This is a genomic window from Rufibacter tibetensis (genome assembly GCF_001310085.1).
Lineage (GTDB): Bacteria > Bacteroidota > Bacteroidia > Cytophagales > Hymenobacteraceae > Nibribacter > Nibribacter tibetensis.
Window position 1 is genome coordinate 1,228,905 of sequence record NZ_CP012643.1, and the last position, 21,918, is coordinate 1,250,822.

The following is a 21,918-nucleotide window of genomic DNA, read 5'->3' on the forward strand; positions in this document are numbered from 1 at the left end:
TTTAAGATATACAAAATTGAAATTTTACTATTACTTACTCAGATCCTTACTTTCCTGTTCTATTTTGTTTTGGAGCATGAATGCGCTTGGCCAGGCTACCTCCAATAAAGGCCGCGACTTTTGGGTGGGCTACATGGCACACGTACAGAATGAATCTGGCCCTAACCCAGAACAAGGTATTTCAAGTATGAATTTGTATGTCACCTCAGACGTGGCGACCACGGTACAAGTGACCGTGGGGACAGGTGGAGCTGCTTCTTATCAAGTAGCGGCTAACTCTGTCACGGTAATTCCTGTGAGCCCTTCTACTGCTTATGTGGGTTCCAGTGAAGTTATTGAGAAGAAAGCCATACATGTTACCTCCGCCGCCCCAGTGGTAGTGTACTCCCACATTTACCACTTAAATAAGTCTGGAGCCACCCTGGTGTTACCTACCAATACGCTGGGCCGCTCTTATTATGCCGTAAGCTACAACCAAACCCAATACCAGGGTCCTTTGGCAGCTTCGCAACTAATGGTGGTAGCTCAGGAAGACAACACCGTAATTGAGATCACCCCTACGGCCACTACCCTGGGAGGAAAACCGGCCGGAAAGCCTTTTTCCCCTTCGCGTCCTCTTATGAAAGGGGAAGTATATCAGGTACGCTCTTTACAAGACCTCACGGGAACCAAAGTAGAGTCCATCTCCAGTACAGGAACCTGCAAAAGAATTGCGGTATTCTCTGGTAGTTCTTACACGGCCATCCCTGAACCTTACAGCTGCCCGGGCCGCCAGTTCAGCGGTGACAACCTGTACCAGCAGCTTTATCCGGTGAGCGCCTGGGGTAAGAATTTTGTGACTGCTCCTTTTAAAAGCCGTCGGTCAGGCGAGATTTACAGAGTATTGGCCTCAGTTGACAACACAGTTATCACCGTAAATGGCAGTTCCGTAACCAGAAACAGCGGCCAGTTCTATGAATTTGAGAACAGCACCCCCAATTACATCACGGCTTCTGAGCCGGTGCAGGTAACGCAGTACACCAAGTCTCAAGCTTGTGACAACGTTCCCAGTGACCCGGAAATGGTGCTCATCAACCCAGTGGAGCAGACCCTGAAAACCATCACCCTGTATTCCTCCCCGTATTTCCAGATTTCAAGTCACTACATCAACGTGACCATGAAAACCTCTGATGTGGGTACCTTCCGGTTAGACGGGCAGCCTGTCACTTTCACCCCGGTGCCTTCAAACCCTGCCTATTCTTACGCCCAAAACACGGTACCTGCCGGAAACCACATCCTAACTGCCGACAGCGGGTTTAATGCCATGGCATATGGATTGGGTGAATTTGAGTCATATGCGTACTCTGCGGGTGCAAACGTGACCAACCTGAACCAGAACATTACGGTAGCCTCAGACAGTATCTGCGAAGGCAATAACATCCAGTTTAAAGGATTTGCCGTGTATACCCCCTTATCCTGGAAATGGTACTTCGGTGATGGCACCACCTCCACCGAAAAAGACCCTATCCACAGTTTCCCCAAAGCCGGCAAATACAATGTCTCTCTGGTGACTACCAAGTCTAACGGAAATGACTGTGACTCTCAGGACTCCACTTATATAGAAGTAGACATCTATCCTAACCCAGTAGCAAACTTTACCTATGACGTAGCCTGCTCCAATGACAGCACCCGCTTCAGAGACGCCAGCAAGATAACCACCGGGGAGAGCATTGTTGCCTGGAAATGGGAGTTTGGAGATGGATCTACCTCCACCAAACAGAACCCGGCCCATAAATTTAAAAACCCTGGCACGTACTCGGTGAAGCTCTCGGTTTCCAGCAAAAACCTCTGCGTTTCAGACACAACCATCCAGGTTTCTATTGTTAGTCCGCCGGTAGCCCGCTTCAGCGCTCCGGAAACCTGCGACAAAGAAGCCATGGCCTTTCAGGACCAGAGCACGATGGCACAGGGACGCGTAACACGTTGGGAATGGAACTTTGGCGATGGCTCAGCGCGCAGCACAGAGCAAAACCCAAAGCACGTGTTTCCGCAGGCGGGTACCTATACGGTAAAAATGAAAGCCTTCTCTGAGCAGGGCTGCCAGGATTCAACACAACAAACCATTGTTATTAATCCCAAGCCAGTCGTTGCCTTCAGCCTGCCAGAGGTTTGCGCCACTGACGATGCGCCTTTTGTGAATGAATCAACTATTGCAGCAGGTTCCATGACCTATCGGTGGGACTTTGGGGATGGCACTACTTCTACCGCCCAAGCCCCACGCCATCGGTTCCCTAAAGAGGGCAATTACACGGTGAAATTGGTGGTAACCTCTACTAAAGGATGCCAGGACAGCGTTTCTCGCACGGTTACAATCAACTCAGCGATTCCGGTTCCTGATTTCACCTCTACTTCTTTCTGCCAGGAGCAGGGGGTTACTTTTCAGGATGCCAGCACTATTCCGTTCGGGAAGATCATCAGGCGGCGCTGGACATTTGGGGATGGTACCACTTCAGACGAGCTCAACCCACGTCACCTGTACGCGGCACCTGGCACCTATCAGGTGGAACTGCGCGTGTGGTCGGGGATTGTCTGCGCCGAAGCCATCACTAAGACCATTGTAGTAGTTCCAAATCCAAAGGCTAGCTTTGCCACTACTAATGTTTGCGAGGGTTCTATTGCCCGCTTCACCAATACCTCACAGGCTAATGGCAGCGGCTCGCTCACCTATACCTGGAATTTCGGTGATGGCACTACTTCTACAGAGCTTAGCCCCGATCATTTGTACGCGGCCCCAGGCACCTACACGGTCTCCCTGGTGGTAAAAGGAGCGAACTCCTGTGAGCAGACATTCTCCAAGGCTATTACCATCAACCCCACGCCTAAAGCTGACTTCTCGCCTTCGGTGGGCTGTATCACAGACGCGGTTACTTTTCAGGACATGAGTAGTCTCCTGAGTGGGAACCTAACCAGGTGGGCCTGGGACTTTGGCGATGGCAGCACAGCCTCTACGCAGAACCCCACCCATAGATATGCCAGAATAGGTTCTTATACCGTCCGGCTTACCGTTACCTCAGAATTTGGCTGTACCCAAACCATTAGCAAAACAGTCACTATTTCTCCTGCCCCTATTGCACAGGCCGGCCCTGACCAATTAATCTGCGGAAGTGTAACGGCTACCCTGGCTGCCAACACTCCGGCTCCCGCAACTGGTCAATGGACGGTTACCCAGGGCACAGGGGGAACATTTGCCAATGCAGCCAGCCCCACCACCACTTTTTCCGGCACCATGGGTACCACCTATACCCTCCGCTGGACGGTAAGCAACTCGCCTTGTGTTAATGCGACGGATGACGTAGTAATCAGGCTGATGCCCACCCCAGAGGTAGAGGCTGGAAATGACATCTTACTTATTAGAGGAGAAAGCATAGAGATACAAGCCAAGGCACAGGGAAAACTCACTTGGAGTCCTGCCATTGGCCTGAGCAACCCAAGCATAGCCAACCCCATCGCTTCCCCTGAAGAGACCACCAAATATTACCTGCGTTCTGTTTCAGAAGCAGGTTGCCCTAATGTGGATAGCTTAACGGTAACGGTGATTGATCGCCTTCAGATTCCAACCGCTTTCTCTCCTAACGGAGATGGATCAAATGACTCCTGGGTGCTGGAAGGAATTGAAGATTACCCGCGCATCACCATTGAGGTTTACAACCGATGGGGGCAGCAGGTGTACACGTCCCGTGGCTACCCTTCTCCGTGGGATGGAAAACGCAACGGTGTAGATCTGCCTATTGGCGCCTACTACTACATTATTGACCCTAACAATGGACGGTCTAAAATGACTGGTCCGCTTACTATTCTGCGCTAACTCTGGAGCTTATGAGAAAGAACTTTTACTCACTTCTTATCCTGCTCTGTCTCCCACTTCTGGGGTGGGCGCAGCAGGTACCGCACTACAGTCAATACATGCTCAATCCGCTGCTCCTGAACCCTGCGGTGAGCGGCACTGATAACTACATAGACGTACGGGCGGGCTACCGAAACCAATGGACCGGACTGGAAGGCGCGCCTACTTCATATTACCTGAGCGGCCACATGCCTTTTTCTAAAAGAGACTACCTGTCCACTCCCACTACTTTTGAGCCTCGTTCAGTCCTGAAAGGCAAGCACGACAAGATCAAGTGGCGGCCCGGGTACCGAAATAATTCGCAGAAAACACGCCCTCACCATGGAATGGGTGTTTTAGTGCAGGCAGACAAGGCCGCTGGCTTAAAACGGACGGAGGTGCAGTTCCTTTACGCCTACCACCAACCGCTTACCTCCTCCATCAAACTGTCGGCGGGTGTGGCAGCCGGTATCACCCAGTTTGGCCTGAACCGCGACATGTTGACCTTCGGAACTTCTGGTGACCCCGTCATCCACGCTGATGAGTACAACCGCATTTTACCCAATATTGGCGTAGGCGCTTTGCTCTATAGCACCAGGTTCTTCCTTGGTGCCTCTGTAGCCCAGGTGTTGCCAACGCCTTTCAGTTTCAGGGAGTCCCAACCCACCGTTTCGGCAAAGCAACAGCGCCATTTCTTCGGGCACGGGGGATATCGGTTTCCTATCACCCATATTATTAGTGTGATGCCTTCGGTGGTGGTAAAATATGCCGCTCCCAGTCCACTCTCCGTAGATGTGAATGCGAAGGTTTTCTGGCGTGATCAGTTTTGGGCCGGAGCCTCATACCGGATGAATGATGCGGCTGTCATTACCGGAGGGTTCCAGTACAAGCACAAGTTCCACTTGGGCTATGCTTATGATTTTACTACCTCAGGCCTAAACCAGGTAAGCTACGGGTCACACGAGATTGTGCTGGGCCTCATGCTCCGGAACAAACAAACTGTGTATTCTCCTTCTCAATACTGGTAAATCGTTTGAAACCTGGTTTCCAAAAATCAGGTCCAAACCAAAAGTAATAGAGCAGGTCCAGGAACTGAAGCAAAGTTTCTGGACCTGCTCACCTTTAAACCTGAACTTCTAAGCCTGTTTTAAGTGGGTTTTTCAGAAAAGAAGAGCGAAACGTATTTCCTGCCATAAACTTTATCTCACCCTTGATAGGTGCCGTATAGATTCTATACCTTTGTTTCAAGTTTTACAAACTCACAATTGGTATGCTGCACTTAGGCGATTACAACTATCTGGAAATCCTTCGGGACTTGGAACATGGCATGTACTTGGGTTCTGACGATGGTGACGTGTTGCTGCCCCGCAAGTATATTCCTGAAGGCGCCCAGATAGGCGACATGATCTCTGTGTTCGTGTACCGCGATTCTGAGGACCGCCTCATTGCAACTACTTTAGAGCCAAAAGCCAAAGTAGACCAGTTTGCCTGTCTGCAGGTAAGAGATGTAAACAATTTTGGGGCGTTTATGGAATGGGGATTGGAAAAAGATCTCTTTGTTCCCTTCAAAAACCAGCATGATGCGCTATATCCCGGACAGTGGGCGCTAGTGTACGTGTACCTGGACGAGAACTCTGACCGTTTAGTAGGCTCCACCAAATTAGGCCCCTTCCTGAACTATGACCCAATTACCTTGGAAGAAGGTGATGAGGTACAGCTTTTGATTGGCCCGGAAAAAGCTCTGGGCTACCAGGTGATCGTGAACAACAAGTACCTGGGCATGCTGTACCGCAATGAGGTGTTCCGCACGTTGCAGCCCGGCGAATACACCCAAGGTTACCTGAAGAAAGTACGCGAGGATAATAAACTAGACGTAAGCCTGCAGAAGCAAGGCTATGACGAGGTGCGGGAAGCCACTGAAACCGTACTTGCCAAGCTGGAAGAAGCCAACGGTCACCTGCCGCTCACTGACAAAAGCACCCCGGAACTGATTTACCAGACGCTGGGCATGAGCAAAAAAACATTTAAAAAAGCACTTGGCGCATTATATAAAAGAGGAGACGTGCAACTATTGCCAGAAGGGATTAGTCTTTTGAGTAAGTCTTGATTTGCCCTTTCACCAACTGCCCTTTATTGCTCCATGAAATACGTCTGTCTGCTCCTGCTTTGTGTTTGCAGTACTTTTCTCAGTTCTGCCCAAACTCCTAAAACCACAAAGCAACTCACCGCAGCCCGGACCACCACACCACCTAAGTTAGACGGAATCCCTGACGAGGAGATCTGGAAGCAGGTTACCCCCGCCACCGATTTCATCCAGTCTGAGCCGGCCAACGGTTCCCCGTCCAAGCAACGCACCGAGGTTAGGGTGTTATATGATGATGAGGCTGTGTACGTGGGTGCCATGTTGTTTGACACGGCGCCAGACTCCATCCTCTATCAACTAAGCCAGCGCGACGGTGGCCAGGTAAACGCCGATATGTTTGGCGTGTACTTTGACACCTATCTGGACAAACAGAACGCTTTCGGGTTTGAGGTGTCCTCGGCTGGGGTGCAGACTGACTTCAAAGCCACCAGCAACGGTCACCAGCGCTCCTGGGATGCCGTTTGGCAAAGTGTGGTAGCGCGCCATCCGCAAGGTTGGAGTGTAGAACTCCGCATTCCTTATTCCGCTATCCGGTTTCCCGGAAAAGACGTGCAGACCTGGGGCATCAACTTCTGGCGAAACATCCGTCGGTACCGCGAAGAATCTTTCTGGAACTTTATAGACAGCTCAGTACAGGGCTTCGTAAACCAGTTTGGTGAGGTCCACGGCATCACTGGCCTGAAAGCTCCCCTCAGATTGTCCCTGATGCCCTACCTTTCTGGCTACGCTGATCACTTCCCGCAGGGTCAGGCCGGAAAAAAAGACCTGCAAACCACCTTCAACGGCGGCATGGACATCAAATACGGGATCAATGACGCCTTCACCCTAGACATGACGCTGGTACCAGATTTCGGGCAGGCGCAGTCAGATGCACAGGTACTTAACCTTTCTCCGTTTGAGGTACGTTTTAACGAAAACAGGCAATTTTTTACCGAAGGTACCGAGCTCTTCAACAAGGCAGGGCTTTTCTATTCACGCCGAATCGGGGCGCAGCCCATCAATTACCATAACTACACCTATGACAAAGAACGCTACGGCGAAAACGTAGAGGTTTTGGAAAATCCGGAGAAAACCAGTTTGGTCAACGCCTCCAAATTGTCTGGCAGAACAAACAAAGGATTAGGAATTGGCTTGTTTAACGCGGTTACACGCAATTCTTACGCTACCCTCAAAAGCGGTTTGACCAACGAGGAGTTCAAGGTGTTGACAGACCCGGTAACTAATTACAATGTACTGGTACTGGACCAGAGCTTGCCCAACAGTTCGTTTGTCACCTTCACCAACACCAACGTGACCCGCAGGGCCGGTTTTCACAATGCCAACGTAACAGGTCTCATGACCAAACTCACTAATAAGAAAAACTCTTATACCCTAAACCTGAGCGGGAACCTAAGCCAGCGTTACAACAAAGGCGAACTGGCCCAGGGAATGGACAAAGTGGAATTAGGACATTTTTACTCGGCCACTTTCGGGAAGACCAGCGGCAATTTCCAATTCAGGTTGCGGCATATCGCTGAGAGTCATACCTATGACATCAATGACTTAGGTTATTTAGACAACAATAATTCCCGTGAAACCCAAGCGCTTGTGGCATACAACGTCTACAAGCCTTTCTGGAAGCTGAACAACATGTACAATGCCTTGGGTGTGCAGCACCGCATGTTGTACAAGCCATCATCGTTTACCCAGTTAGCTTATTTTTTGGAGACCAACGCCACCACCAAGAAATTCCTCTCGTTTGGGTACACCATCGTCTGGTTACCCCTGGATGGCTATGATTACTTTGAGCCCCGTTCTTACAAAGATGGCGTACCTGACCGGAAATGGCGGAATCCGGCAGGTTGGGAAGTAAGTTCCTACATCTCCAGCGACTACCGCAAAAAACTGGCGCTGGACGTGAACTTCGGGTTTTCCCTGGCTCCGGAGTACGACCAGTTTGACAAATGGATAGGCATTAGCCCCAGGGTGCGCGTCAATGACAACCTGCAACTGGTGTACAGACTCAACTACAACCACGCCCCACGCGATTTTGGGTTTGCCGGAAAAGGTCCCCAGGACAGTATTTTCTTTGGTCGGCGCGAAGTACATACGGTCAACAACACCTTAACTGGTACTTACATTTTCAACGCCCGCACCGCCCTTAACCTCAACATGCGCCATTATTGGTCTAACGCCACGTTTGACCGGTATTTCCTGCTGCAGGAAAATGGAAATGGCTCGCTTTTGGGGTACAGACCTTCTTCTCCTTCCGCTAATCCGCGTAACTTCAACGCCTTCAACATTGACCTGGTGTACAGCTGGCGTTTCGCGCCGGGCAGCGAGGTAAGCGTAGTCTGGAAAAACGCCATCTATGACAGCGCGCTGCCCCAACGTACCGACTATTTCCTGAACCTGAGCAATACGCTACAGGCCAAACAATTGAATAGTTTCTCCGTTAAGGTTTTATATTACCTTGATTATTTGGTTCTCCAACGCGCCTTAAAAAGAAGATCCTGACTATGGTATCTCCCAAAGTTGCTCTTATTGCCGGTGCCAGCGGATTAGTAGGCGGCCACTGCCTTCAACTCCTGCTGCAAAGCCCCCGTTACAATAAGGTGATCTCAGTAGGCCGAAAGAAACTGAACCTGGAGCACCCCAAGCTGCAGCAGATCATTGTAGATTTTGACAACCTGGAGCAGTACCACCACAGCCTCATTGCCGATGACGTGTATTGCTGTTTGGGCACCACCATCAAGAAAGCAGGCTCCAAAGAAAACTTCCGGAAGGTAGACTACACCTATGTAGTGAATCTGGCAAAAATCACCTCCAGACATTTTGCAACGCAGTTTCTGGTAGTATCCGCGTTGGGGGCAGATTCCCATTCCCGTATTTTCTACAATCACGTGAAAGGCGAAATGGAAGAGGCGGTGAAAAAGCTTCCTTTCACGGCAGTGCACATCTTCCAACCCTCTTTGCTATTAGGCGAGCGGCAGGAAGTCAGGCTGGGTGAGCGGGCTGCGGCCACGTTCATGAAAACCGCCGGTTTTCTGTTTAACGGCCCTTTGCGAAAATACAAAGGCATTCACGCCAAGACTGTAGCTAAAGCCATGCTGGAGGCTGCCAAACAAGATGGCGGTGGCGTTCTGGTTCACCCAAATGAACAGATGCAGCAATATGCTCAGTAGAACAAGGCTCCTTTATAGCCTGATTTCTGAAAAGAAGGACTAAAACAAGAACCTTCAACCTCACCGTATTTTCCGCGTAAAGGCAGCAGACTCAACCTCATTTACATGGATTCTGCCCAGCACCAGATACAACACCACTTTCCCCGCAGTACCCAATATGACCCCACGTGGGTGCGTGAACACTCCATGGGCGAAAACGTGCTCTTCAATCTTGAAAGCATCACGTCACTCATTCCCTTAAAAAAAGGCATGCGTGTGTTAGACCTGGGCTGTGGCAAAGCGGCGAGCTCTATTTTCCTGGCCAAGGAATTTGGGGTGCAGGTTTGGGCGGTAGACGAGGCTATTTCGGCCACAGCCAATTACAAACGGGTGCAGGAAGAGAATCTGGAAAACCAGGTGTTCCCGCTTCAGTTAGATGCCCGTTCACTGCCGTTCCCCGAAGAGTTTTTTGATGTGGTGCTGGTCATTGACTCGTACACCTATTTCGGCACCGACGACAAGTACCTGCCCTACATTTGCCGTTATCTGAAATCTGACGGGTACATTGGCATTGTGGATGTTTGTTTCAAAGACGAGATAGAGACCATTGACCAGGTGCCTGAGTTTCTGCGCGAAGATTTTCAGGCGTATTGGTATTACATCCACTCGGTGGCCTGGTGGCGCAAACTTTGGGAAAAAACAGGTTTGGTGCAGATCAAAGCCGCTGAACTTCTCCCCGCCGCTGACCTGATCAGAGAGCAATATGTGCGCGATTTTGAGGAACACGGCCAAAAAAAAGACCCGTTTGCCCGCGGGCTCAAAAAAGATTCAAACCACCAGATCAGCTTCTTCCGGTTAATCGGGCAACGTACCTCCCGCGAGGCGTACTTGCAATCTTATAAAAAAAGCTAAATTGCAGGTTCAGGTTTCAACCGGAAATCGCTCAAAAGCATTTTACTAGTTTTTATCCACAGGTAAAATATTCAAAGGTTCTAAGAAGTTTTAAAAAGACAGACTCCTCGTGCAGTGTCTTTTGAGAAGAATCATTTTACTATGAAAAACAAACATCTTATTTTTGGGCTGGTATTAGTGCTACTCTCCCTCACCAAGCTGGAAAGCGCCCAGGCGCAAACAGTAGGCCTTGGTTTACGGGTAGGAGGTTATTCAGCGGGAGTCTCTGGAAAGTACTTTTTCAGAGAAGACCGCGCCATAGAAGGAATACTGGGAACCGGCTTCGGACGCAGAGGTTTTCAGTTAACTGGATTACTGGAGCAACACGCCGTGGCATTTGGCATCCAGGGACTGCAGTGGTTCTATGGAGCCGGTGGGCACGTAGGCATCTTCCGCGGAAGGTACTACCACAAGCCCTCCAGCAAACATTATGAAGATTCTTATAACAAAACCCTCGTGACGTTGGGGGTTGATGGTATTGTAGGTTTGGAATATCAGATTACGGAAATTCCGATTTCAGTGGGCATCGATTTTAAGCCATTTTTCGAAGTCAACCGAGACGGTCTTTTCTTGTATCCCGACGGAGCTCTGACCGTTCGTTATACATTCTAATGCTTCCCCGAACCTACTTGAAAAGCCTGCCTCGTGCAGGCTTTTTCTATTTCAGGCCTTCTCCATCAAAGCAAGCTGTCTTCATTTTACGCCTCTTTTCTAGAAACTAGCTCTGAAGTACTTTAGCTCCTAAACGATATTTGCAGAATCCAACTGCAGCCCTTACCTTTGCAGATGCTTATCAAGAAAGACGGAGGGATTAGGCCCTGAGATGTCTTAGCAACCCAATTCAGTTGGGTGCTACTTCCTACCTGACGCCCCTGCGGCCGATGGGGAGATGAGTGCAGGCCTTGCCTTACCTAACCCTGCACCCTTCCTCCTGCCCTTTCTTGAGACGCAACCTAACCTTTGGTTTGCAAAGAAGATGACCCCAATAGAGGAAGAAGTACAAAAGCGAATATTAGTCTTAGACGGTGCCATGGGTACCATGATCCAACGGTACAACCTCCAAGAGGAAGATTACCGTGGCGAGCGTTTCAAAGACTACCACCTGGATGTGAAGGGCAACAACGATTTGCTCTCTCTCACCCAACCCCACATTATCAAGGAAATACACAGCCTCTACTTTGAGGCTGGCGCCGATATAGCCGAAACCAACACCTTCAGCGGCACCTCCATTGCCATGGCCGATTATGACATGCAGGAGTGGGTGTACGAAATGAACTATGAATCGGCGCGCATTGCCAAAGAGGCTGCTGAGGAATGGACCGCCAGAACCCCGAACCAGCCGCGCTTTGTGGCCGGCGCTATTGGCCCCACCAACCGTACTGCTTCCCTTTCACCGGACGTGAACAACCCCGGCTTCCGAGCTATTACGTATGACGAGCTGGTAGATGCCTACACTGAACAGGTGCGCGGACTGGTAGACGGTGGCGTGGACTTGCTGCTGGTGGAAACCATTTTTGATACTCTGAATGCCAAGGCTGCCTTATTCGCCATTGACCAATACAGCCAGCAAACCGGCAAACGCCTGCCGCTCATGGTGTCTGGTACAATTACAGATGCCAGCGGACGTACGCTTTCTGGCCAAACTGTGGAAGCGTTCCTGTACTCAGTATCTCACATGCCGTTGTTGAGCGTGGGCTTTAACTGCGCTTTAGGTGCCAAACAGCTGCGGCCGCACTTGCAGAGTCTGAGCAAAGCGTCTAAGTTTTACGTGAGTGCGTACCCAAATGCCGGTCTGCCCAATGCCTTCGGGGCGTATGACGAGACGCCGGAGCAGATGGGCCAGCACATCAAAGATTTCTTGGACAACAACTTCGTGAACATTGTGGGTGGCTGCTGCGGAACTACGCCGCCGCACATCAAGGCCATTGCTGAGATTGCGAAGCAGTATCCGCCACGTCCGTTGCCTCAGTTACCAGCGGTGCCTACCTACTCTGGCCTGGAGCCATTGACAGTGTACGAAGGGTCAAACTTCGTGAATATCGGGGAGCGTACCAACGTAACGGGTTCCAAGAAATTCGCCCGTCTGATTCTGAACGAGCAGTACGAGGAAGCTTTGGCCATTGCCCGCCAGCAGGTGGAGAACGGCGCCCAGATCATTGATGTGAACATGGACGAAGGCATGCTGGACTCTGAAGCCGCCATGACCTTGTTCCTGAACCTGATCGCCTCAGAACCAGACATCGCCCGGGTGCCAATCATGATTGACTCTTCCAAGTGGAGCGTGATTGAGGCTGGCTTGAAGTGTGTGCAGGGAAAAGCCATCGTGAACTCTATTTCCCTAAAAGAAGGCGAAGAGAAGTTCAAGGAATATGCCCGCAAAGTGCGCAGCTATGGTGCCGCTGTAGTGGTGATGGCCTTTGACGAAGAGGGCCAGGCCGATAACTACGAGCGCCGCATCCAGATCTGTCAGCGTGCTTATGATATCCTCACCAAGGAGGTAGGATTCCCCGCCGAGGACATCATCTTTGACCCGAACATCCTGACCGTAGCCACGGGCATGGAGGAGCACAACAACTACGCTGTAGATTTCATCAACGCCACCCGCTGGATTAAACAGAACCTGCCGGGTGCCAAAGTAAGCGGTGGGGTAAGTAATATTTCCTTCTCGTTCCGGGGAAATGACCCAGTGCGTGAGGCCATGCACAGCGTGTTCCTGTACTACGCCATCAAAGCCGGTCTGGACATGGGCATCGTGAATGCCGGTATGCTGGAGGTCTATGAGGAAATCCCGAAGGACCTGCTGGAACGTGTGGAGGATGTGTTGCTGAACCGCCGACCGGACGCCACCGAGCGTTTGGTGGAGTTCGCCGAAACCGTAAAAAACAAAGGCAAGGAGATTGTCCGCGACGAGGCCTGGCGCAACGAACCAGTGCAGAAGCGTTTAACGCACGCTTTGGTGAAAGGACTGGTAGAATACATTGACCAGGACGTGGAAGAAGCCCGTCACCTGTACCAGAAACCGCTGGAAGTAATTGAAGGCCCGTTGATGGACGGCATGAACGTGGTGGGTGACTTGTTTGGCGAAGGCAAGATGTTCCTGCCGCAGGTAGTGAAAAGCGCCCGCGTCATGAAGAAAGCCGTGGCCTACCTATTGCCATATATTGAAGAAGAGAAAGTACGCGCCGCCGCTTCTGGTGACACCTCTACCCGCCAGACCAATGGAAAGATCCTGATGGCGACGGTGAAAGGCGACGTACATGATATTGGTAAGAACATTGTGGGCGTGGTACTGGCCTGCAACAACTACGAGGTAATTGATCTGGGCGTGATGACGCCCGCCGATAAAATATTGGATGCCGCCCGCGAGCACAACGTGGACGTAATCGGACTCAGTGGGTTGATCACACCGTCACTAGACGAAATGGTGCACGTAGCCCGCGAAATGGAGCGCCAGAACTTCAATATTCCATTGCTCATTGGCGGTGCTACCACCTCGCGTGCCCATACCGCCGTGAAAGTTGCACCAGCCTACAACGGCACCGTAGTGCACGTACTAGATGCGTCACGCAGTGTGCCGGTAGTTGGTAACCTGCTGAGCCCAGACAATAAGGAGCAATATGCGCAGGACATACGCCTGGAGTACGACCAGATGCGCGAAGGCTATTTGAGCCGGCAAAAAGACAAGAAATACCTGCCCTTGCCACAGGCCCGCGCCAATAAACTGCCCATAGAATGGAAAGCCGAAGACGTGTATACGCCCGCCAAAACCGGCGTACAAGTGTTCCAGAATTTTCCGCTGGAGGAACTGGTGCCATACATTGACTGGACTCCGTTCTTCCAAGCGTGGGAACTGCATGGTAAATTCCCGAAACTGTTAGAAGATGCGGTGGTTGGCGAAGCAGCCACCAAACTGTACGCCGATGCTCAAGTTCTGCTCAAACGCATTGTGGACGAGAAACTACTCACCGCGAACGGCGTGGCTGGCTTGTTCCCGGCCAACAGCATAGGCGACGATGACGTGGAAATCTACACCGATGAACAGCGTACCCAGGTGTTAACCCATCTCCGTACGCTGCGCCAACAAGGCCAGAAAGGCCCAAACGTACCTAACATCGCGTTAGCTGATTTTGTAGCCCCTAAGGAAACCGGCTTGGCAGATTACACCGGTGGCTTTGCCGTGACCGCCGGACATGGCTTGGACAAACTGGTGGCTGCCTTTGAACAGGACCACGACGATTACCACAGCATCATGGCCAAAGCTTTGGCTGACCGTCTGGCCGAAGCCTTCGCGGAGAAACTGCACGAGATTGTACGCAAGGAACTTTGGGCCTATGAGCCAGAGGAAAGCCTGACGAACGAAGACCTGATCAAGGAGAAATACCAGGGAATCCGTCCGGCCCCGGGTTATCCGGCTTGCCCAGACCATACCGAGAAAACAACGCTGTTCCAGTTGCTGGAGGTGGAGAAACACACGGGCATCACCTTAACGGAAAGTTTGGCCATGTACCCTACGGCTGCGGTATCTGGCATGTACTTCGCGCACAGACAGTCAAAGTACTTTGGGTTAGGTAAGATTGAGAAAGACCAGGTAGTAGACTATGCTCAACGCAAAGGCATGACCGTAGAGGAAACCGAGCGCTGGTTGTCACCTAATTTAAATTACTAAGCAGAGCGTTTCAAGGCTGTTTTATGGTAAACGGCCCTGAAACAGATCTTCTACACGAGAAGGGCTCTCCTCCCCTTCTGTTATCATGGAAAGATCTTGTGCGCAAACTAGACAAGCGTTGAAGAAGCGCTGCTACCGTTCGCTCGCAAGACCTTTCCAGGATGACAAAATATTGAGAGAGATATAAAAGCAAAAAGAAAGGCAAACGCCTGAGAGATATAACTTCCATGAAAGTTACTGAGCATTTACAAAACGCCACCAACACCCTATTCTCGTTTGAGATTCTTCCGCCGGTAAAAGGCACCAGTATTCAGTCTATTTACCAGGGCATTGATCCTTTGATGGAGTTCAAGCCGCCGTTCATCAACGTGACCTACCACCGCGAGGAGTACGTGTTCAAAGAGCGCGAGAACGGCTTGCTGGAAAAAATTACCATCCGTAAACGGCCCGGCACGGTGGGTATCTGTTCTGCCATCATGAACAAGTACCACGTAGATGCGGTGCCACACATCATCTGCGGAGGCTTCAGCCGGGAAGAGACAGAGAATGCGTTGATGGACCTTAACTTCCTGGGCATTGACAACGTGCTGCTTTTAAGAGGTGATGCGGTAAAAACCGAACCTGGTTTCCGTCCGCACAAAGACGGGCATTCGTATGCTACTGACCTGATCAAGCAGGTGGTGGACCTGAACCATGGCCATTACCTGGACGAGGAAATGGAAAACCCCGTGCCTACTGACTTCTGCATAGGGGTGGCTGGTTACCCAGAGAAGCACATGGAGGCTCCGAACCTCACGGCCGATTTAAAGTACCTGAAGCAGAAAGTAGACTTGGGCGCTAACTACATTATCACGCAGATGTTCTTTGACAACCAGAAGTTCTTTGAGTTCGTGAACGCCTGCCGTGCCGCCGGAATTACGGTTCCCATCATCCCGGGACTGAAGACACTGACTACCAAAAACCAGTTGAACGTTCTGCCCCGTTACTTCAACATTGATTTACCAGAAGACCTGGTAAACGCAGTAGAAGCCTGCCAAACCTCAAAAGACGTGAAGCAAGTAGGTGTTGAATGGACCATTCAGCAATGTAAAGAGCTCATGGCATTTGGGGTGCCTTGCCTGCACTTCTACACCATGAGTAAATCAGATGCAACCGTGGCAGTAGCCAGGGAGATTTTCTAATTAGCTTCTGAGCTGTTTTTCAGAAAACAAGCAAAAAGCGGAAGGTCCTTCACTTATGGGTGAAGGGCCTTCCGCTTTTTATGTCCAAGTAGGTGATTGGGAAAATTAGCTTACAAAAGAGAAAGCCGTTTTAAGCTTCTTTTTCATAAATACCGCTTAAACTCTCTTACATCTTCACCCTAAACTTGGAAATGGTAATTCCCCCGAAGTTGCCGTATCCGTTCTGGATGTTGCTGTGCAGGTTCAGGGGTTCGGCGAAGGGGTTGTCTTCCTCGTAATTTTCGCGGGAACGTTCATAGAGGAACAAGTCACGGGTGAGGTGCTGTAGGGTGACTTCCAGCTGGGTTGGCTGGCTTCCGCCATTGTAGTAGCTTACTTTGTCTGAGAAGGTGATCACGTTCTGTTTCGCCCAGCCATCATCAAAGACTTTGTTCAGCTCAATCTTCTCCACCTCTTCGCCAAAAATATCATCGTTCGCATTGTTAGAGAAGGCATGTCCTACAATTTTGCCTTGAGCATCCAGGAGCCGAACGATAAGCCGGTAGTAGTTATTCTGACCGGGCAGGTCATTGAACTGGATGCGCAGCCTGCCTGAAAAGTTGTAGGAGTTGTTCTGGGCATCGGCGGTGAAGGAAGAAGATTGCACTGGCACAGACACAGGCATGGTCAGAGTGCTTTGGATGGTTTCAAATCCGCCCGCACTGATGACAAGGGTGTACTGCTTTCCGGGCACCGGAGTAAACTCATTGACTGGTTTATAGTTGCCGTGTTCCGGGTTGTACTCGTTGGCCATGTAAACAAAGGCCTGCTGCACAATTCCGCTGCCGTCTTTGATAGAGACGGTGGCATCTTTCACCAAGCCGTTGCGCCACAAATCATTGCCAGACAAAACAAGCTGGCTTCGGCCTACAAACATGTTCTTATTGGGCTCCTCTGTGCTCAGGCTGTATTGAACTGCCAGTTTGGGGGTATGACCTGGCACGTCCATGTCTACTTCTTTTTCGCAGGAGGAAGCCATAACCATCATCGCGAAGCAAGAAATTCCTAACATTAACCCACGGCTTTTTTGGGTTCCTTTTCCAGAAAACAGGGTAAAAACAGAATGTAACATGGTCTTCTAGAACTTAAAGGTTTTGCTGATGGAAGGCAGTATGGGGAACAAACTTATTTGCTTGAACTTGGCAGGATCGCCTTCTTTCTCTCCGCCGGCCACATAGATGTAGTAAGGGTTTTTGCGGTTGTAGGCATTGTAGAAACTAATGTTGTTGACGACCTCTCCCCAATTCTTCTTCTTGGTATGGCTCAGGCTGATGTCGGCGCGGTGGTAGGCGGCCATGCGGTAGCCATTGCGCGAACCGTAGTCGCTGTACGTTGCTGTGCCGCCGTAGCCCCCTGGATATGAGTCACCAACCACGTAGCGAGCCTGGGGCAAAGTAATGGCGTTCCCGGTTCCGTACACCCAGGTTCCTGATAAAGACAAGTTGGGCTTAAGTTGATGGATGACCACCACCTCTACATCATGGCGGCGGTCATAACGGTAAGGGTATTTTTCGCCTTTGTTAAGTTCTGCGAACTGCCGGTTAGACCAAGCCAGCGTGTAGCCAATCCAGCCGTTGGTGCGACCTGTTTTCTTGTGCAGGAACAGCTCCATGCCATACGCCCAGCCTTTACCAGCGGTTACTTTGGTGTCCCAGCTGTTGGAAATACCAATGAACGAAGCGCCCTCTTTGTATTCAATGAGGTTGTGCATGGTTTTGTAATACCCTTCCAGGCTCACCTCCAGTTTGTCTTGGGCAATAGTGCGGGTGGCACCCAACGCCACCTGGTGCGAGCGCTGTGGCTTTATCTTATCTGTGGAAGGCACCCATAAATCGGTGGGCAAGCCGATGCCGCTGTTGGTGAGCAGGTGAATGAATTGGGTCATGTTGGCGTAAGACGCTTTCAGACTCAATTTTTCGTTTGCAATAAACCGCAGGGAAGCCCTAGGCTCCAGAGAGGAATAAAATTCCTTGTTTACAGAAAATCCATTGGCCCGTACGCCCACGTTCACTTTCACGCGCTCAGAAATCCGGAGGTCATCTTCAATGTACAGCCCTACTTCCTGCGCGTTGGTTTTCTGCGTGTTCACCTCCAGGTCTTCCGCGGAAGAACCACCGGTTTCCTTTAACTGCAGGGCTCCCGGCTGAAACTGGTGGTGCACGTACTGCGTCCCGAAACGGATGTAGTGATTAGGATTAGGAATAAAATCAAAGTCTAGTTTGGCGCTCAAATCCCGGATATTGGACAGGTACTTGAGTTTAAAGGTATGGTCTTCGTTGTTGTATCTGCTTTCCTCTTCGTTGGAGATGTCAAACTGGTACTTGGTATAGGTGAGGTGCGTGTTGAGGAAAAGGCGCTGGTTAATGATGCGGTTCCAGCGGAACGCTGAGGTCAGGTTGCCCCAACCTAGTCCGGCGCGGCTTTCGTAACTGTCAGAGCCGCGGCCTTCGGTGGTGGCGTAAAATTCATCATAGCCCGTGTAAGCGCTTAAATACAGCCGGTCTTTGTCACTTACCTTCCAGTTGAGTTTCCCGTTGAGGTCATAGAAATAATAGCCGCCTACCCCTTCTTCCTTTTTCATGAAAGGCCGGGCCAGCACGTCAATATACGTCCGGCGCCCTGAGACAATAAAGGAAGCCACATCTTTCTTGATGGGTGCCCCCACGGTTAGACGGGAGGCAATCAACCCGATGGAACCTTCGCCGTCTACCTGATTCATGTTGCCTTCTTTCATAGAGATGTCCAGCACCGAAGAAAGCCTTCCACCATAGCGGGCCGGAAAACCACCTTTCACCAGTTCTACGTTGTTTAAAGCCTCGGCCGTAAACACTGAGAAAAAACCAAACAAGTGCGAAGCATTGTACACAGGCACCCCGTCCAGCAAGATCAGGTTCTGGTCTGGGCCACCGCCGCGTACGTACATGCCGCTAGTCCCCTCGCCGCCCGACTGCACACCTGGCAACAATTGCAGCGCCTTAAGTACGTCTACCTCGCCAAACAAAGCTGGTACTGCCTTTATTTGTGCCACACTCATGTTAATGGTACTCATGCGGGTGCTTTCGCGCACTTCCTCTTCGCGGGTGCCTACAATCTCTACTTCACGCAGGGTAGTGACCGCCGGAGAAAGCAAGAGGTTTTGTTGCAGGTCTTTGTCTAAGTAGGTTGAAAACAGACCCCGTTCATAGCCCACGTAAGAGGCCACCAGTTTCACAGAGTCTTTGGGAAGCGTAAGGCTGTAGAAGCCATAGGCGTTAGTGGCGGTGCCCTGGCCAGTGACAGAGTTGAGAATGGCTACCCCAATCAGGTTTTCGCCGGTTTTGGCGTCCCGCACATAGCCACTAATGGTGAATTTCTGGGCAAATCCAGTGAACGGAAGTAACAGCAAGGCTAAGCCTACAAGCATCTGGCGAAGGCATTGGCTTACCAGATCCTGGAACCTAAGATAGAATGACATTAAGAATAGAGTTGAGACGTAAAGGGACGCCGCATGTACGGTTTACCTACAATGTAGGTAATTGACCAATCAAACCACCTTTACCCCTACTCTCCTCTAAACATTTTAATACCCAATGTGCAGAATGGCATCTCCTTGGTTGACCACGGGCATGTGGTTCAGTCCAATCACATACCCGCTTACATGAGATGTAATAGGATGACTGGCATACCCGAATGGATCGGCTACGGTGCCTACCTGTTGCCCTCTGCTAATAGCCTGCCCATTCTTTACAAAGCTTCGGAATAAGCCTGCTCTGCGGGCCCTGATCCAGGTGGTCTTTCTGCACACAACCGGCGGATGTGAAACCGGAACAGAATTATCAATAATGCCCAAATGGTGCATGACCCGGGCAGTGCCTTCCAGGGCCGTATTGATGCTGGTTTCATCAAACCGTAAAGATTCCCCGGCCTCGTACACAATAATGGATTTCCCATGCTTGGAAGCCTCTTCACGCAGAGAGCCTGGTCTTAGTTTAGAGTTCAGAATGAAAGGAGCCCCGAAGGCATGGGCCATGGCTTCGCTTTGCTCATCCTCCAGCTCACACCGTATCTGCGGAAAATTAGAACGGCTGGCCCCACCCGTGTGGAAGTCAATGCCGAAGTCTACCAAAGGCAATACCTCCTGGGTGAAACGGGCGGCAACCCTACTGGCCAGAGAGCCGGTAGGGTTGCCAGGGAAACTCCGGTTTACATCTTTTCCGTCTGGCACCTCCCGAGAGAAGTTCAGGAAACCGTATATGTTGAGGATAGGAATGGCCAGAATAGTCCCTCTATGGGGTTGTAGCATCCGCCGCCGAACCATACGTCGGATGGTTTCAACTCCGTTCACCTCATCGCCGTGCATGCCCGCCATGAGCAACAGCACCGGCCCAGGCTCCGTGGCCCGGAAGACGTGAATGGGAATGTTTATTTCCGTTCCGCTGGGTAGACGGGAGATGTTTAACCTGATTAATTTATTGTCTCCCGGATAAATGGGAATCTCATTGATGATCATCTCCGCCATCAGGGGTACTCTTTGTTTTAGTTTTCTTATCCTTGCCCTTCTTCACCAACAACTCAGTGAACTCAATGATTTTGCCCGCAATGTCTGTCTGGGTGGCTTTTTCAATGCCTTCCAGGCCAGGCGAAGAGTTCACTTCCAGGATAAGCGGACCACGTTTAGATTGAAGCATGTCTACGCCGGCCACATCCAAGCCCAATGATTTGGCGGCCATGAGGGCGGCAGCTTTCTCGGCGCGGGAAAGTTTGATCAGACTGGCTGAGCCGCCGCGGTGCAGGTTAGACCTGAACTCGCCTTCTTTTCCCTGGCGTTTCATAGCGCCCACCACTTCACCGTTTACCACAAACACCCGTATGTCGGCTCCCTTGCTTTCAGCAATGAATTCCTGCACAATGATACGGGCTTTGAGGTTGTGGAAAGCTTCAATTACAGACTCGGCAGCTTTCTGAGTTTCAGCCAGCACTACGCCCAACCCTTGGGTACCTTCCAGCAACTTGATTACCAATGGGGCACCGCCTACTTCCTTGATCAGCTCCCTTACCTGTTTAGAGTAATTGGTGAAAGCAGTTTTCGGCATGCCCAATCCGGCCCGGGCCATGATCTGAAGGCTGCGTAGTTTGTCTCTGGAGCGTACAATGGACTGTGACGCCACCACGCTTTTCACCTTCATCATCTCAAACTGCCGCACTACCGCCGTACCGTAGAACGTAACAGAAGCCCCAATCCTAGGAATAATGGCGTCTATGTCGGTGAGTAATTCGCCTTTGTAGAGAATGTGCGGATCACCTTTCTCCATGACCAGGTCACAGCGCAAATGGTCTAACACCACTACTTCATGGCCCCGTTGCTGGGCGGCTTCTACTAACCGGCGGGTAGAATATAACTTGGGGTCTCGCGAGAGAATCGCAATTTTCATAAAGGAGAGTTCTTGGGTGAATTACTTCTTTTCTTTGGGCTGTTTTTAGCCTTGAGCGATAGGTTTTTCTTAGCCACGTCTACGATGAAGCGTTTCCGGAGCAGCGTACGACCCAGCAAAACAGGGTACTTGAGGTCGCTGCGGTCTGAAAGGGAAAACTCCGTTTCTATTTCCTGCCCATGGATAATGACCTTAGTACGGATAACGTAGCGTTCCTGCACATCTCCAAACGAACTTTTCACGGTGCGCAGGTCAAAATCTGTGAACTCAAAGACCTTGTGGTTGTACGCGGGATTGCTTTCGTGCACCAACTCAAAATGAACCGCCCGTTGCCCGTTAGGCAAATCCACCTCCCTGATGTGGTCGCAGTGGAGGGAAGACGTGAAGGCGCCGGTATCTACTTTAGCCTCAATCTCAAATAACTCAAGCTCAGGAAAATCAACCATCTCCCGCCGCCCTATCAATTTTCTCTCAGGCTTGTCTTTCTTCATACCCTAAAGCTTAGCTGGTTTCGGGTCTATT

14 protein-coding genes and 1 riboswitch are annotated in these 21,918 nt (G+C 50.8%); of the genes, 9 read left to right on the top strand and 5 right to left on the bottom strand.

What is annotated here, in order from left to right:
- Positions 1-76 precede the first annotated feature (76 nt).
- The 9 genes from DC20_RS04745 (at position 77) to metF (ending at position 15,946) form a co-directional block, all read left to right on the top strand.
- Entirely contained in the window at positions 77-3,844 is a 3,768-nt protein-coding gene (locus DC20_RS04745; RefSeq protein ID WP_062542782.1) for a gliding motility-associated C-terminal domain-containing protein, read from the top strand.
- Positions 3,845-3,855: 11 nt separating this feature from the next.
- Positions 3,856-4,890, top strand: a complete 1,035-nt coding sequence (locus DC20_RS04750; protein WP_071885379.1) for a PorP/SprF family type IX secretion system membrane protein — start codon at positions 3,856-3,858, stop codon at positions 4,888-4,890.
- 242 nt (positions 4,891-5,132) lie between these two features.
- The gene (locus DC20_RS04755; RefSeq protein WP_062542784.1) at positions 5,133-5,969 is read left to right on the top strand and encodes a CvfB family protein; all 837 of its coding nucleotides are present in this window, start codon (positions 5,133-5,135) and stop codon (positions 5,967-5,969) included.
- 33 nt (positions 5,970-6,002) lie between these two features.
- The gene (locus tag DC20_RS04760) at positions 6,003-8,501 is read left to right on the top strand and encodes a DUF5916 domain-containing protein (protein WP_062542785.1); all 2,499 of its coding nucleotides are present in this window, start codon (positions 6,003-6,005) and stop codon (positions 8,499-8,501) included.
- A gap of 2 nt (positions 8,502-8,503) precedes the next feature.
- On the top strand, positions 8,504-9,169 hold the full coding sequence (locus tag DC20_RS04765; protein WP_062542786.1) for an oxidoreductase: 666 nt from the start codon (positions 8,504-8,506) through the stop codon (positions 9,167-9,169).
- Between the two features lie 105 nt (positions 9,170-9,274).
- Positions 9,275-10,060 carry an SAM-dependent methyltransferase gene (locus DC20_RS04770; RefSeq protein ID WP_062542787.1) on the top strand — a complete coding sequence of 262 codons (786 nt, stop codon included), beginning with the start codon at positions 9,275-9,277 and terminating at the stop codon, positions 10,058-10,060.
- Between the two features lie 141 nt (positions 10,061-10,201).
- Positions 10,202-10,711, top strand: a complete 510-nt coding sequence (locus tag DC20_RS04775; RefSeq protein ID WP_062542788.1) for a hypothetical protein — start codon at positions 10,202-10,204, stop codon at positions 10,709-10,711.
- A gap of 175 nt (positions 10,712-10,886) precedes the next feature.
- Positions 10,887-10,995, top strand: a riboswitch (SAM riboswitch).
- A gap of 80 nt (positions 10,996-11,075) precedes the next feature.
- On the top strand, positions 11,076-14,765 hold the full coding sequence (metH, locus tag DC20_RS04780; RefSeq protein ID WP_062542789.1) for a methionine synthase: 3,690 nt from the start codon (positions 11,076-11,078) through the stop codon (positions 14,763-14,765).
- A gap of 227 nt (positions 14,766-14,992) precedes the next feature.
- Positions 14,993-15,946 carry a methylenetetrahydrofolate reductase [NAD(P)H] gene (gene metF, locus DC20_RS04785; RefSeq protein WP_062542790.1) on the top strand — a complete coding sequence of 318 codons (954 nt, stop codon included), beginning with the start codon at positions 14,993-14,995 and terminating at the stop codon, positions 15,944-15,946.
- A gap of 166 nt (positions 15,947-16,112) precedes the next feature.
- Here the strand turns inward: metF and DC20_RS04790 are convergent, their stop codons facing one another.
- From DC20_RS04790 to DC20_RS04810, 5 genes are all read right to left on the bottom strand, one after another.
- Positions 16,113-16,997: a DUF4249 domain-containing protein gene (locus DC20_RS04790; protein ID WP_169788157.1), complete on the bottom strand. Its 885-nt coding sequence runs from the start codon at positions 16,995-16,997 to the stop codon at positions 16,113-16,115.
- 66 nt (positions 16,998-17,063) lie between these two features.
- On the bottom strand, positions 17,064-19,439 hold the full coding sequence (locus DC20_RS04795; protein WP_062542792.1) for a TonB-dependent receptor: 2,376 nt from the start codon (positions 19,437-19,439) through the stop codon (positions 17,064-17,066).
- Between the two features lie 105 nt (positions 19,440-19,544).
- Positions 19,545-20,483 carry a succinylglutamate desuccinylase/aspartoacylase family protein gene (locus tag DC20_RS04800; protein WP_062542793.1) on the bottom strand — a complete coding sequence of 313 codons (939 nt, stop codon included), beginning with the start codon at positions 20,481-20,483 and terminating at the stop codon, positions 19,545-19,547.
- Positions 20,461-21,396, bottom strand: a complete 936-nt coding sequence (rimK, locus tag DC20_RS04805) for a 30S ribosomal protein S6--L-glutamate ligase (protein WP_062542794.1) — start codon at positions 21,394-21,396, stop codon at positions 20,461-20,463. The genes DC20_RS04800 and rimK overlap by 23 nt, the downstream gene beginning before the upstream one ends.
- Entirely contained in the window at positions 21,393-21,887 is a 495-nt protein-coding gene (locus tag DC20_RS04810) for an ATP-dependent zinc protease family protein (protein ID WP_062542795.1), read from the bottom strand. The genes rimK and DC20_RS04810 overlap by 4 nt, the downstream gene beginning before the upstream one ends.
- Between the last annotated feature and the right edge of the window lie 31 nt (positions 21,888-21,918).